The 14,369-nt window shown below is 60.7% G+C and carries 9 protein-coding genes and 1 rRNA gene; 4 read left to right on the top strand and 6 right to left on the bottom strand.

Annotation, left to right across the window (positions count from 1 at the left end; all coding sequences use genetic code 11):
• A 5S ribosomal RNA gene (rrf, locus tag IRZ77_RS25950) occupies positions 1-87 on the top strand; the annotation flags it as partial.
• 110 nt (positions 88-197) lie between these two features.
• On the opposite strand, the gene IRZ77_RS25945 is transcribed toward rrf, so the two are convergent.
• The 4 genes from IRZ77_RS25945 to IRZ77_RS25930 form a co-directional block, all read right to left on the bottom strand.
• Positions 198-2,684, bottom strand: coding sequence for a TonB-dependent siderophore receptor (locus IRZ77_RS25945; protein WP_230386617.1), 2,487 nt, complete (start codon positions 2,682-2,684; stop codon positions 198-200).
• Positions 2,685-2,906: 222 nt separating this feature from the next.
• Positions 2,907-3,863 (bottom strand): FecR family protein, encoded by a 957-nt coding sequence (locus IRZ77_RS25940; RefSeq protein ID WP_108479897.1) that lies wholly within the window; start codon positions 3,861-3,863, stop codon positions 2,907-2,909.
• A 4-nt stretch (positions 3,864-3,867) separates the two neighbouring features.
• Complete coding sequence (locus IRZ77_RS25935) at positions 3,868-4,371, bottom strand: sigma-70 family RNA polymerase sigma factor (RefSeq protein WP_108479893.1); 504 nt, start codon at positions 4,369-4,371, stop codon at positions 3,868-3,870.
• Between the two features lie 108 nt (positions 4,372-4,479).
• Positions 4,480-5,169 carry a GntR family transcriptional regulator gene (locus tag IRZ77_RS25930; protein WP_108479894.1) on the bottom strand — a complete coding sequence of 230 codons (690 nt, stop codon included), beginning with the start codon at positions 5,167-5,169 and terminating at the stop codon, positions 4,480-4,482.
• 204 nt (positions 5,170-5,373) lie between these two features.
• On the opposite strand from IRZ77_RS25930, the gene lapG reads away from it, so the two are divergent.
• On the top strand, positions 5,374-6,135 hold the full coding sequence (gene lapG / locus IRZ77_RS25925; protein WP_181381603.1) for a cysteine protease LapG: 762 nt from the start codon (positions 5,374-5,376) through the stop codon (positions 6,133-6,135).
• Between the two features lie 10 nt (positions 6,136-6,145).
• On the top strand, positions 6,146-8,092 hold the full coding sequence (gene lapD, locus IRZ77_RS25920) for a cyclic di-GMP receptor LapD (protein WP_108479895.1): 1,947 nt from the start codon (positions 6,146-6,148) through the stop codon (positions 8,090-8,092).
• A gap of 175 nt (positions 8,093-8,267) precedes the next feature.
• Here lapD and IRZ77_RS25915 read toward each other — a convergent pair whose 3' ends face one another.
• Both IRZ77_RS25915 and IRZ77_RS25910 read right to left on the bottom strand, forming a co-directional pair.
• Complete coding sequence (locus IRZ77_RS25915) at positions 8,268-9,644, bottom strand: HlyD family type I secretion periplasmic adaptor subunit (protein ID WP_085602323.1); 1,377 nt, start codon at positions 9,642-9,644, stop codon at positions 8,268-8,270.
• Positions 9,634-11,790: a type I secretion system permease/ATPase gene (locus IRZ77_RS25910; RefSeq protein ID WP_046617191.1), complete on the bottom strand. Its 2,157-nt coding sequence runs from the start codon at positions 11,788-11,790 to the stop codon at positions 9,634-9,636. The genes IRZ77_RS25915 and IRZ77_RS25910 overlap by 11 nt, the downstream gene beginning before the upstream one ends.
• 913 nt (positions 11,791-12,703) lie before the next feature.
• Here IRZ77_RS25910 and IRZ77_RS25905 point away from each other — a divergent pair.
• Positions 12,704-14,369, top strand: a 1,666-nt coding sequence (locus IRZ77_RS25905) for a retention module-containing protein (RefSeq protein ID WP_196174601.1), incomplete at its 3' end; no start/stop codon positions are given.

Below are 14,369 nucleotides of genomic sequence, written 5' to 3'. Positions count from 1 at the left end.
TGATCCCATCCCGAACTCAGCAGTGAAACGATGCATCGCCGATGGTAGTGTGGGGTTTCCCCATGTGAGAGTAGGTCATCGTCAAGATTCAAATCCAAAGCCCCTGTCTGCGATGCAGACAGGGGCTTTGTCTTTTCCGGGGGAGCTTTCAGGTGAGCGCGCTTCCCGTGTAGGAGCGGCCTTGTGTCGCGATAGAGTCAGAACTGGTAGCTGACCGTGGCACTGACATTTCGCTCTTCACCCATATAGCAGTAGTTCAGGCTTGCACACGAGGTGATGTAGCTTTCATTGGTGAGGTTATTGGCATTCAGGCGCACATCCATCCCCCGGAGGCCGACCTTGCCCAGGTCATAGCCGATCGAGGCGTCGAACAGGGTATAGGAGGGCACCTTCATGCTGTTTTCCGCATCCACCCAGCTGTATCCCACATAACGCACCCCACCGCCCAAGCGCAGGCCATCCAGTGCCCCCTGGTGGAAGTTGTAGTCAGCCCAAAGCGAAAACATCTGTTTCGGTGCCTGTGTTGGCGAATTGCCTTTGTTATCCAGGTTGCCAGACACCAGGCTGGGCATCGACTTTGTGTATTCGATATCGGTAAAGGTATAGCCGCCCAGCAGCTTCAAGCTGTCGGTCAGCTGCAAATGGGCCTCCAGCTCAAGCCCTTGTGAGCGCACTTGCCCTACAGGGCGATAGAAGTCCTCGTCAGGCTGCTTCGAGGCCAGGTTCTCCTGCTCGATGTGGAACACCGATGCGGTGAACAGGTTGTCGGTACCCGGCGGCTGATACTTGAGACCTGCCTCCCATTGAGTGCCCTCGGTCGGTGCAAGAGGGCGGCCTTGCTGGTCGGACACGGTATTGGGGTTGAATGACTCCGAGTAGCTGACATAGGGAGCGATGCCGTTCTCGAACAGGTAGAGCACCCCTGCGCGGGTAGTGAACCTGGAGCGCTGGTCACTGACCTTGGCGTTGCTGTCGCGATTCTCCTCGGACACCCTCACCCAGTCCTGGCGCAGTCCCAACGAGAAGCGCCATTGGTCCAGCTCCACCAGGTCCTGCAGGTAAACGCCCGTTTGCTGCAGGCGCCGCTGGTAGCGATTCTCGCCCAGCACCTGAAGGTTGCCGTTGCCGTATTGCGGGTTGCCGGCATCCAGCGGATCGACTGTGCCATAACGCCAAGCCACGTCGGCCTTGCGTCGCTGATAGTCGGCGCCCAGCAGCAGGGTGTGTTTGGCGGCCCCGGTGAAGAATTCCGCCTGCAGCATGTTGTCGATGATGTACGAATGCAGGCGTTCGTCGCCGCCGGTATAGGCGCGGTTGAGGATATTGCTGTCGGCATCCGCCCAACCGGCGGAATACACCTGGTCCATCGACACGTCGGAATCCTGATAGCGGAAGTTCTGGCGAGCCGTGAACACATCGTTGAAGCGATGCTCGAACTGGTAGCTGAAGGACTGTTGGGTACGCTCGTAGTTGTCGATACCCGGTTCACCTTCGAAGAAGTGGTCCGACAGGCGCAAGCCGTTGCGCTTGTGCAGCATGCCATCTGCGGGGTTACCGCCGTGATAGCCGCCGTTGGGGTCGTGTTGCAGGTAGGCCTGCAGGGTCAGCGAAGTATCTTCGTTGAAGTCGATACTGACGGCCGGCGCGATGGCGTAGCGTTCTTCCTTGTTGTGATCGAACTGCGTGTCGGAAGCATCCGCCAGGCCTGTCAGGCGATAAGCGATATGCTTGTCGTCATCCACGGGGCCGCTGAAGTCGAAACCCGTGCCACGCTGGCCTTGGGTACCAAGGGTGGCCTGGACTTGATGGTAGGGGGTAAACAGCGGCTTTTTGGTGGTCAGTGCCACCAGGCCTCCTGGCGAGCTACGGCCATACAGTACCGAAGAAGGTCCCTTGAGAATATCGATGCGCTCAAGGAAGTACGGGTCCACCTGCATGGTGCTGTAGGTGCCGTTGTCTCCCATCGACTTGAGCCCGTCGACATAGATGTTGTCCACCGAGCCGTCGTTGAAGCCACGCATGGCTACATAGTCATAACGATGGGTCGCCCCGTAGGGGTTGGTCAGTACCCCAGGTGTGTAGCGCATGGCTTGGGCAACGGTTTGGGAGCCTTGGTCGGCGATCTGCTGTCGAGTAACCACCGAGACCGATTGCGATGTCTCTACCAGTGGCATGCTGGTCTTGGTCGCAACTTGGCTATGGGTAGCGTTGTAACCCTCCATGCTGCCCAGTGCATTGCCGAGAGTGAAGCTACGGATGTCGGTGTCTGGCAATGACAATGCAGCGCCTTGGGGTTGTGCCTGCAGCACGTAGCTGCGGCCATCTTGGCTGACGGCTTCCAGGCCGCTGCAATTGAGCAACTGGTGCAATGCCTGATCAATCGGGTATCGCCCCTGCAGGCCATTCGACTGCAAGCCTTGGGTGAGCTGGGGTGTACTAGACAGGGTGATGCCAGCCTGGCGGGCGAACTGGTTGAGCACGTCATCCAACTGGCCGGCCGGGATCGCATAGTTGTGGCTCACCTGGGCCGTTTCAGCTGCTATGGACAGTTGCGTGACGGTTGTCAGGCTCAGGGCGGTGCCAAACAGGGCAGCCCGGACTGCTTTGCGTAAGCGTGCTGAGTGCAAAACAGGTCGAAAATCATTCGTATTGAAGGTGCGCGTGTACACTGCGGCGGTAGGCATGAGGGGTCCGTTGAAGTGTGAGGGCAGAAGGTGTTGCTTACTGTCCAAGCCGTACCGGCATTCAAAACCCGTCAAAAAAGTTATTGGGACCGCTATGCGCCCCATCGCCGGCAAGCCAGCTCCCAAAGGTATTGCATAGCTCTCAGGCCTTGAGATCCCTGTGGGAGCTGGCTTGCCGGCGATAGGCTGCACGCAGCCCTGAATGCAAAAGCCGCCTTCAGTTCAGGCCAGCCCCTCCACGCGAACCCACCAGCGTGTACGTTGGCGAAGCCGCACGGGCAGTGTACTTGGCAGCAGCTGCAGCAGCTGCTCCGGTTCTTCGAGGCGGAATACGCCCGACAGGCGCAAATCGGCAATGTCGTCGCTGCAGTCCAGATATCCATGGCGATAACGGCTGACCTGCGAGAGGAAGTCGAACAGCCGCATGTTCCGGGTGACGATCAGGCCCTCAGTCCAGGCCATCGCATCCATGTCTACCTGCTCGAGCCGGTGTGTACCTTGCGCATCCAGGCGCCAGTTCTGGCCGCTTTCCATCCATTGCAGCTGGCCATTGCCAGGCCGGTGTATCGCCACCCTGCCATGGCTGACACTGACCTGCGTGTAGTCGTTGTCCTGGCGCGCCACAAAGCGCCCTTCAAACCCTTCCAGCAACGCGTCACGAGTTTGCACAAGCAAGGGATGCTGCGGATTGCAGGCAATCATCAATTCCCCCTGTTTCAGGCGGACCAGGCGCTGTTGGTCATTGAAGGCCAGGTCGACGGCACTGCGGGTATTGAGTTGCATCAGCGAGCCATCGGGAAGCGCGAAGCTGCGCCGTTCGCCCGTACCGGTGGTGTAGTCCGATGCCCAGGCGTTGACCGCATCGAGATCTTTTCCCAGCCATGCCGCTGTCCCCACCATGGCAACGCCACCAAGCAGCTTCAGCGCCTGCCGACGGTGCAGGCGGCGCTGGCTGGTCTCCAGGGTCTGCAAAGCCAGCCCTGCGCCAGGGACGGCACTCAGGTCAAGGTCCTGATGCAGGTGAATAACCCGTTGCCAGGCCTGTTCATGTTCGTGGTGGGTAGTGCGCCATTGCCTGCACTGTTGCTGCACGGCAGGGTCATGCCCGCTCTCGCGTAGCCTCAGTATCCACTGGATGGCCTGCTTGACCGCTGTTGCGCCAGGCTGTGCGGCGGTCATCATGTCAGCACTCGTCGGCGTAGCGCAGTAGATAGCAATGGTAGAGCGCGTCGGCGATGTAGCGCTCCACGGTACGTACCGAGATCCCCATCTGGTCGGCGATGGCCTGGTGCTTCAGCCCCTCGCATTGGGCCAGCAGGAATGCGCGGCGTACTTTGGGCTTGAGGCCGTCGAGCATGCGCGCGATGCGCTCCAGCAATTCCAGCAGCAGCTCACGGGTTTCGACCGAGGGGGCCTGTGCTTCCGGCACCTGTGCCAGTGCCTCAAGGTAGGCCCTGTGCAGTTCCTCGCGCCGCCAGTGGTCGATCACCAGCCCGCGCGCGACCGTCCGCAGGAAGGCCCGTGGTGTGTTCAGTTTCAGGTTTTCGCGACGCTGCAACAGGCGCACGAAGGTGTCCTGGGCCAGGTCTGCTGCATCGGCGGCATTGCCCAGCTTGCTGCGTAGCCAGGCATGCAACCAGCCGTGGTGGTCACTATAGAGCGTTTGCACGGAATCGTTGCTGGGCATGGGTACGGGTGCTGCCATCAATGGACATTAATGATAATTAGTCTCATTGTTGGCTGGGCGCCGATCAATTTGCAACCCATCCGACTCCATGCGGGCAGTCACTACCCGCTAGCGCCCCAGTTGCGTATCCAGGTACCTGCGGATTACCCGCGATGCGTTATTCAGGTGCCGCTCCAGCACTGCTACAGCTTCGTCTACCAGCTTGTCGCTCGCCGCATCCGCCAGTGCGTTGTGATCGTCCTGGGTGAGCTTGCCCAGGCCCATGGACGAGAGATGAAACCGCAGGAAGCGCTCTTCCTCATTCAGTTCGTCCTCGATCAGACGCAGCAGCTTCTTGTTCGGCGCCTTGTTGTACAGCGACATGTGGAACAGGCGATTGAGGCGGCCGATTTCAGCGTGGCGGGTTTCGTTTTCCAGTTGCTGGATATACCCGCGGGCATTGTCGATGTCGCTGGCATCTAGCAGCGGAATCGACTGGCGCAGCGCTTCGGTCTCGAGCAGCACGCGCAGGGCATAGGTGTCCACCGCGTCCTCGCCGATCAACGGCGCAACCACCGCGCCCTTGTGCATTTCCACTTTCAGCAGCGATTGCGCTTCGAGCTGGCGCAGGGCCTCGCGCACGGGCATGCGGCTGACACCGAACAAGGTGGCGAGTTCTTGTTGTCTTACGGCGGTACCTGGGGGCAAGCGACCATCGAGAATGGCACTGCGCAGGCGTTCTTCGATCACGCCACGGGCCTGATGCGGCAACAGCTGCTCACTGGCCAGCACATTGCTCAATTTGATTTTCTCGGCCACGCGACGTCTGCCTCAACGATGACTAAAGTTGGATCCAATTACACTAGTAACAGCTCTTGGGGGCGTCAAACCTGTACTGGTGGTGGAACAGGCGCCCCAAAAGCGCGGCTATGGTGGATGAAGTCGCCCGGCAAAGGAAGCGGCCTCCAGAATGTTATAACCGGAAAGTGTAGGTCGACTGACCAGCGGGTGCATGATTGCAGGGTGCCATTGTTTTTTGCCGTGGCAAGCCGCACCATCGCTGCTTTCGACTGGCCTGAACAGGGCTTCGCAGTGGCGATATCCTGGATGCTCAAAACCGTTGTGCAACGTGTCGGCCTTGCTGCGCTGCTGGGCGGCCTGCTGCTGGGCGGTTTGCACGCGGATTGGGACTTTTCCCAGATCAGCCGCAAGTCGCAGGCACTCTATGGCCCCTTGGGCCCCGGGCAGGGTCGGATCGATGCCTGGCAAAACCTGATGGCCACGCAGAAGCAGGGTACGGAGCTTGAGCGATTGCAGGTGGTAAACCGCTTCTTCAACCAGCAATTGCGCTATGTCGAGGATATCGACCTGTGGCATGAGGTCGATTATTGGGCCACGCCGGTGCAGGCGCTGATCAAGGGCGCAGGGGACTGCGAGGACTACGCCATCGCCAAGTATTTCAGTCTGCGGCGCATGGGCATCCCCAGCGAAAAGCTGCGCATCACCTACGTCAAGGCGCTGCGGCAGAACCGGGCGCACATGGTCCTGACCTATTATTCAAGCCCACAGGCACAACCATTGGTGCTCGACAGCCTGATGGATGCCATCAAGCCGGCCAGCCAGCGTACCGACCTGCTGCCGGTGTACGCCTTCAATGGTGAGGGCTTGTGGCTGACGGGCGCCACAGGCAACAAGAAGGTCGGCGATACCAAGCGGTTGTCACGCTGGCAGGATTTGCTGAAGAAAATGCAGGCCGAAGGGTTCCCGGCCGAGCCGGTCTACTGAAGGAGCACAGATGTCACTGTTCAAACAATTGCTGTTGGCCATTTGCCTGTTCCTGGTGGTCGCCTTCAGTGGCAGTTTCATGGTCAGCCTGGAAAGCTCTCGCAGCCAGTACGTCAACCAGTTGCGATCGCACGCCCAGGATGCGGCGACCGCGCTGGCGCTGTCGCTGACGCCGAATATCGATGACCCGGCGATGGTCGAGCTGATGGTCAGTTCTATCTTCGACAGTGGTTACTACTCAAGCATCAAGGTCGTCGACCTGGGCTCCAATGCTGTGCTGGTGGAGCGCCACGCCGAACCGGACCCAGGCGGTGTGCCGCGCTGGTTCGTGCACTTGATCGGACTGGAGGCCGCCGGTGGCGATGCCATCGTCAGCCGCGGCTGGCAGCAGGCCGCACGCGTTGAAGTAATCAGCCACCCGATGTTCGCCATTGCCAAACTCTGGCAGAGCGCCCTGGGCAGCCTGGGTTGGCTGCTGCTGTGTGGCGCGGCCAGTGCGGTACTTGGCGCCTTGCTCTTGCGTCGCCAGTTGCGGCCGCTGGACTACATGGTCGAGCAGTCCCACGCCATTGCCCGCCGCGAATTCCTCAGCCTGCCCGAGTTGCCGCGCACGCCGGAGCTGCGCCGGGTAGTACAGGCGATGAACCAGATGGTCGAGAAGCTCAAGGCACTGTTTACCGAGCAGGCCGAGCGCAGTGAGCGGCTGCGTGCCGAGTCCTACCAGGACAGCCTGACTGGACTCTCCAACCGCCGTTATTTCGAGATGCAACTGAACACCCGGGTGAGCAACCTGGAAGAAGCGCGCGCCGGCTACCTGCTGTTGCTGCGGGTCCAGGGGCTGGCGGGGTTGAACGCCCGTCTTGGCGGCCAGCGTACCGACCAGTTGCTACAGGCCGTGGGTGAGCAATTGCGTCGCACCTGTGCCAGCTACCCGGAAACCAATGACCTGATTTCCCGTAGCCGTGGGGGCGAGTTCGCCGTGCTGGCGCCGGGTATGGTGCATGAAGAGGCGGTACAGCTTGCCCAGGCCTTGGAAGCGACGCTGCACAGCCTGCACGAAACGGGCGCCAGTGATATCGACCCGGTTGCTTGTATCGGCCTGGCGCCGTTCAGCCCCGGCGATTCACCGCAGGCATTGCTGAAGCTTGCCGACGAGGCCCTGGCCCGCGCCGAGAACCAGCCAACGCCGGGTTGGGTATGCCTTGAACAAGGCGTGGCTGCAGTTGCCGCGGACAGCCAGCATGTCTGGCATGAGCGGCTGGACCAGGCGTTCAACAATGGGCATTTCGAACTGTTCTTCCAGCCAGTGGTGGATTGCGCTTCTGCGCAACGAGTACTGCACCACAAAGTGATTTCGCGTTTGCAGGATGGCCAGGGCGAGGCGCTGCCGGCGGGACGCTTCCTGCCCTGGCTGGAGCGCTTCGGCTGGATGCCGCGGCTTGATGTGCTGGTGTTGGAGAAGGTGCTGGCGCATCTTCGAGGGCATGACCAGGTGTTGGCGCTGAACCTGTCAGCCGCCACCCTGGCCGACCCCAAGGCCCTTCAGCGTGTTTTCGAGCTTCTGGGCCAGAATACGGCGCTCGGCCCGCGGCTGGTTTTCGAAATTGGCGAGGAACAGTTGCCTGAGCAGGCGGCCCTGGAGCAACTCACCCGGCGCCTGCACGCGCTTGGTTTCGGCCTGGCGCTGCAACGCTTTGGTGGGCGATTCAGCATGATCGGCAACCTGGCGCACCTGGGGTTGGCGTACCTGAAGATCGATGGCAGCTACATCCGCAACATTGACCAAGAGCAGCACAAGCGGCTGTTCATCGAAGCGGTCCAGCGCGCTGCACACAGCATCGACCTGCCGCTGATTGCCGAGCGGGTAGAGACGGAAGGTGAACGGTTGATGTTGCGGGAGATGGGGGTGGGTGGGATTCAGGGGCAGTTGGTTGGTGAGCCTGCACCTTGGCGCTGACAACTTGCAGGTATCGCATGAGGGCATGCGGTCTCTTGTAGGAGCGGACTTGAGTCGCGAAAGGGCCGCACAGCGGCCCCGGGCTTTCAGCAAAGATGCATAAATCGCTGGGGCTGCTGTGCAGCCCTTTCGCGACTCAAGGCCACTCCTGCAGCGAGCACGGCAGGGATGGCGATCACCGCTCGCGCAACGCCTCCGAACGCGCCTTCATGATCGGCTTGAGCAGGTAGCTCATGATGGTCTTCTTGCCAGTCATGATATCGACCGTCGCCACCATCCCCGGAATGATCAGCAGAGGCTTCTCGTCAGTGCCCAGGTGGCTGCGGTCGGTGCGCAGCTTGATCAGGTAATAGGTGGTCTTCTTGTCTTCATCGGTGATGGTGTCGGCACCGATCTGCTCCAGCTTGGCCTTCAGCCCACCGTAGATGGTGTAGTCATAGGCCGTGAACTTGACCGTCGCCTCCTGACCAGGGTGCAGGAAGGCGATGTCCTTGGGCAGGATCTTCGCCTCGATGACCAGTGAGTCGTCCAGCGGCACGATTTCTATGATGTCGCTGCCCGGCTGGATCACCCCACCGATGGTATTCACCAGCAGCTGCTTGACGATACCGCGTACCGGCGAGGTAACCATCGTGCGGTGCACGCGATCATCCAGGGCCTTGCTGGTCGCCGTGGCCTTGTTCAGCTCGGTGCGCGCTTCGTTCAATTGGGTCAGCGCTTCGCTGCGGAATTTGCCACGGGTCTCTTCGATCTTGCTTTGCACCTCGCGAATGGCCGCCTCGGCACGCGGGATGGCCAGCGCCGTGGAGTCCAGCTGACCGCGGTTCTCCACTTCGGCGCGACGCAAGCGCAGTACCTCGACCTGGGAGATCGCACCGGTGGCCACCAGCGGCTCGGACATGCTGATCTCCTTGCGCAACAATTGCAGGCTGTTGGCGTACTGGGCGCGCTTTGAGCTGAACTCGCGCAGTTCCTGCTGGCGCTGTACCAGCTGTTGTTGCAAGCCACCGATCTCGTCCTGCAATTGCTGGCGCCGGCTCTGATACAGCGACTCTTCGTTCGCTGCCTGGCTTGGCGCGGCTTTGCGCAGTTCCTCATCAATCTTCAACGGGGTGTCACCTACTTCGGCACTCAGGCGCTCGACGCGCAAGGCCATCGCCAGGCGGTCGGCCTCGGTTTCACCCACGTTGGAGGCGAAGCGGGTTTCATCCAGACGCAGCAATGGCTGGCCTACTTCGACAATCTGCCCTTCCTTGGCGAAGATCTCGGCGACGATGCCGCCCTCCAGGTTCTGGATCTTCTGCACCTTGGACGACGGAATGGCCTTGCCTTCACCCCGCGTAACTTCATCGATGGGTGCGACGCTGGCCCACACGATCAGGAACACGAAGAACAGGATCACGCCCCATATGGTCAGCCGCACGACCCGCGGCGCATCCTCGATCAGGGCCTTGTTGACCTCTGGCAGCGGCTGGCCACCCAGTGAATCGGAACCCTTGAAATAGCGCCGCAGGCCGTCCTTGAACTGCCCCACATCCAGCTTATGCAACACTGATCTGCCCCTTCTTCAGCGCATCCATGACCGCGGCTTTCGGGCCGTCGGCGACAATCTGCCCGCGATCGATCACGATCAGCCGGTCCACCAGTGACAGCAGCGAGGCACGGTGCGTGACCAGCAGCATCGTCTTGCCTTCCACCACCGCCTGCAGTCGCTGCTTGAGGCGTTCTTCGCCGGTGTTGTCCATGGCGCTGGTCGGTTCGTCCAGCAGCAGGATCTGCGGGTTGAGCAAAAGTGCGCGGCCCAGGGCGACGTTCTGTCGCTGGCCGCCGGACAGGTTCTGCCCGCGTTCACCTACCTGCAACTCGTAGCCGTCCGGGTGCAACCGGGCGAACTCATGTACACCCGCCAGTTCGGCAGCCTGCAGAATCAACTCATCCTCTATGTAACGGGCCCCGCTGACCAGGTTGTCGCGCAGGGTGCCGGCCAGCAGCTGAATATCCTGGGGCACGTAGCCAATGTTGTGGCGCAGTTCGCTGACGTCGATCTGGCGAATGTCCACGCCATCGACCAGCAGCGAGCCGCTATCGGCTTCGTACAGGCCGACGATGAGCTTGGCCAGCGAGCTCTTGCCCGAGCCACTGCGGCCGATAATGCCCACCTTCTCGCCGGGGCGGATGGTGAGGTTGATGTTCTTCAAGGCCTGATTCTGTTGGTTCGGGTAGGTGAAATCGACTCCGCGGAACTCGACGCTGCCCTGCAGCACCTTGCGGCTCAGCGGGCGTTCTTCGAAGTTGCGTTCTTGCGGCAGTTCCATCATGTGGTCGGTGGAGACCATGGTCACCTTGGCTTGCTGATAGCGGGCGAGCAGGCCATTGAGCTGGCCCAGCGGGCCGAGGGCGCGGCCGCTGAGCATGTAGCAGGCCACCAGGCCGCCCATGCTCAGGTTGCCGTCGATGATCAGGTACACGCCGACGCAAATCATCGCCACGCCTGCCAGTTGCTGGATCAGCAGGGTGATGTTCATCGCCAGGCTCGACAGCACCTTCACCCGCAGTTCCAGGCGGCTGAGGGTGCCAAGGGTCTGCTCCCACATGTACTGGCGTTCGCTTTCGGCGTTGTTGACCTTTACTGCATCCAGTCCGGCAAGGGTCTCGATCAGGCTGGACTGGCGCTCCGAGGCCAGGGCCATGGTCCGTTCCATGGTCGCCATCAGTGGCCGTTGCAGGGCGTAACCAATGCCCAGGGCCAGCGGGAAGGCGATGATCGGGATCCACACCAGGTGCCCGCCAATGATGGCGATGACTATCAGGATCAGGACGGTGAACGGCAGGTCGATCAGGCTGGTCAGGGTCAGCGAGGCGAGGAAGTCACGCAGGCCCTGGAATTCGTGAATGTTCTGGGCAAAGCTGCCAACCCTGGCCGGGCGGTACTTCATCGACATGCCGACGATACGTTCGAACAGTGTTGCCGAAATGATCAGGTCGGTCTTCTTGCCAGCCAGGTCCAGGCACAAGCCGCGCAGGCCCTTGAGGATCAGGTCGAAGATGTAGGCGCCGGCGATGCCGATGGCCAACACCCAGAGGGTCGAGGTGGCTTGGTTGGGCACAACCCGGTCATATACGTTCATCACGAACAGTGGCGCGGCCAGGGCGATCAGGTTGATCACCAGGCTGGCAGCGATCGCGTCGATATATAGCCACTTGCTGCGCAGCAAGGTATCGCGGAACCACGACTTCGCCCGCGGGATGAGGTTGCCGTGGTTGACATCGAACTTGTGCTGCGGCTGCGCGAAGAACACCCGGCCACTGTAATCGCTCTGCAGGGCTTCGCGGCTGACATGCACCTCGCCGCCATCGCTCTCGCTGAGCAGCAGGCGCGCGGTGTCTTCGTTTTCCCAGCCCAGCAGGACGGCGCTGCGGCCTTCCTTGAGCAGCAGCATGGCTGGCATGGCGATGCTCGGGATATGCTCCAGTTTACGCTGCAGCAGGCGCCCCTGCAGGCCGGCCCTGGCGGCAGCGCGGGGCAGCAACTCGGGGCTCAGGCGCTGGGCCGGCAGCGGCAGGCCGGTGGTCAGCATGACCCGGCTGGCGGGTTTCTGGTGCAGGACACACAGGCTCAGCAGACTATCCAGCAGGGGATCGTCATGCTGACTGCGTGGATCGTGGCTGAGTTGGACTCGACTGACTTCGGATTCCACGCGGCGCTCTCTTCATCCTTGTGGTGGGTGGGGTAGGTGGGCAGCCGTTCAGCTGGCTCACCCTGACGTTCAATGGCGCTGCCAGGCAGTGGTCATGAGGCTACGGCACGCTGGCGCTTGGGCAACCGGTCAATGGTCGCCTTGAATCGGTATCGAGTAAACAGTTCTACGGTCGATACTCCTGCAGACGATGCTGAGTGGTGAATGTTTCATTTTTGATCCAGTCAGCATACAGGCCGAAGCTATTCTGCAGCATAGCCTGCTATCCGGCTGGCAGCAGAGGTGCAGTTTCTCTCGACTTGTAACTTTGTCAGGAAACAGGCGCTGATTCATTGACGGTATTTTGCTGCTAATTAGTCAAAATTCATCTATTAGAAAGCGGGTCGCTGACTGTTCTGGACTAAAAATCGGCAAGGCTTTTCCTATTCGGGTTGGCAGTATTGCGCGGTTGTTTGCTATCCCATTGATCTACGGCAATTTGCAGTTCCGTATCGTGCTACCTGAAGGGCTGGTGATGCTGGTAAGTTCTCGGCGGCTGGTTGGCTGCCTTCGGCAAGGTTTGTGCTTGTTTTCGAGCATTGGCCTGCGAGTGAGCCGATTATTGACACCTGAGCGGTTACCTTTTTTCCGTATTTGCGGTTATCAAGATGTGGAAAAACGCTTTCAATGATGCGCGACATTGGTCCTTAAGAAACGTTTGGCTAAGGTTCAAATATCAATGTGACATTACATTGCCGATTGTTTAGGATGGCATGTGCAAGGTCAATAGTTTGGCAGTTAGTCAATTCCGAAAAGTTATAGACGGGATATTGACGTCAAAAGCGTCACGAGATCATCGACATAGTTCCGCCTGAAGTGGCCTGCAAGTGCCGCTCTGGCAGGGAAGTACCCATCGGGTCACACGGAGAGTCCAATGAGCAGCGTTGTAGCCATCGTCAAAAGTATTGTCGGCCAGGTTATTGCGGTTTCCCCAGAAGGCATCCGGCGTGTTCTGATCGAAGGGGACCGCCTGCTGTCCGGTGAGGAAGTGCTCACCGGACCAGGGGGGGCAGTTACTTTGGAGCTGGCCGATGGCCGCTTGCTTGACCTGGGTCGAGACAGCCAGTGGAGCGCTGATGCGCCAGACAGCAGCACCGACTTGAGCCAGGCTGCCGCACAAGCCGCGCCGTCGGTGGAAGAGCTGCAACAGGCGATCGCTGCCGGTGTCGACCCGACTACCGAGCTTGAAGCGACTGCGGCTGGCCCATCGTCGGCGGGCGGCGGCGCACTGGGCGGTGGCCACAGCTTTGTCATGCTCGAAGAAACCGCGGGCCGGGTCGACCCTACCGTCGGCTTCCCGACTGACGGGCTGGGCTTTGCTGCCGTGCTCGATGGCGAAGAGGTTGGCGTGCTGGATACCACCAGCAACAACCAGGTGACCACACCGACGACAGACACCAACGTTGCTACCGACCTGGTTCTTGGCGCTACCCCTTCCATCAGCGAAGCGGGTGGCATAATTGTTTATACCGCTACGGTTGGCCAGGCGCCGTCCACCAACTTGGTGATCACCCTGTCAAACGGGGCCGTAATTGTCATTCCGGCCGGGCAAACCTCGGGTAGCGTCAACGTCGTGGTTCCGGCAGGCGATACCCCGTATATCGACGGCGGCCAGATTTCGGCGACCGTAACGGGCACAACCGGGGGCGGTGGATTGACGGTAACCGTTCCGCAAACACCAGCGGTTACCCAGGTTACCGATACCATCGACACTACCACTGCGACCCTGACGGCCACTCCGTCGGTGACCGAAGGCGGGGTGATCACCTACACCGTGACCCTGAGCAATCCGGCCCAGACTCCGGTGACCGTAACCCTGTCCAACGGTCAGACCATCACCGTCGAAGCGGGCAAGACCCAGGGCAGCGTCGACTTCGAAACGCCAGCGAACGACGTCTACAACAATGGCTCGACCGTCAGCGTAACCATCGAAAGCGCCACCGGCGGCAACTTCGAGCAACTGACGCCGAACCCGACGCCGGCCCAAACCACGATCAACGACTCGGTCGACGCCACCACCGCCACCCTGACGGCCACTCCGTCGGTGACCGAAGGCGGGGTGATCACCTACACCGTAACGCTGAGCAACCCGGCCCAGACACCGGTGACCGTAACCCTGTCCAACGGTCAGACCATCACCGTCGAAGCGGGCAAGACCCAGGGCAGCGTCGACTTCGAAACGCCAGCGAACGACGTCTACAACAATGGCTCGACCGTCAGCGTAACCATCGAAAGCGCCACCGGCGGCAACTTCGAGCAACTGACGCCGAACCCGACGCCGGCCCAAACCACGATCAACGACTCGGTCGACGCCACCACCGCCACCCTGACGGCCACTCCGTCGGTGACCGAAGGCGGCGTCATCACCTACACCGTAACGCTGAGCAACCCGGCCCAGACCCCGGTGACCGTAACCCTGTCCAATGGCCAGACCATCACCGTCGAAGCGGGCAAGACCCAGGGCAGCGTCGATTTCGAGACGCCAGCCAACGATGTCTACAACAATGGCTCGACCGTCAGCGTAACCATCGAAAGCGCCA

It is taken from the genome of Pseudomonas pudica (genome assembly GCF_015680405.1).
In the GTDB taxonomy this organism is placed as follows: domain Bacteria; phylum Pseudomonadota; class Gammaproteobacteria; order Pseudomonadales; family Pseudomonadaceae; genus Aquipseudomonas; species Aquipseudomonas pudica.
Note: the sequence above shows the minus strand (reverse complement) of the source record. Positions and strands in the feature narration are given on the sequence as shown.

Coding starts and splice junctions, on each gene's coding strand:
- IRZ77_RS25945 (WP_230386617.1), bottom strand. CDS start 2,684: ATGCCTACCGCCGCAGTGTACACGCGCACCTTCAATACGAATGATTTT.
- IRZ77_RS25935 (WP_108479893.1), bottom strand. CDS start 4,371: ATGCCCAGCAACGATTCCGTGCAAACGCTCTATAGTGACCACCACGGC.
- IRZ77_RS25940 (WP_108479897.1), bottom strand. CDS start 3,863: ATGACCGCCGCACAGCCTGGCGCAACAGCGGTCAAGCAGGCCATCCAG.
- lapD (WP_108479895.1), top strand. CDS start 6,146: ATGTCACTGTTCAAACAATTGCTGTTGGCCATTTGCCTGTTCCTGGTG.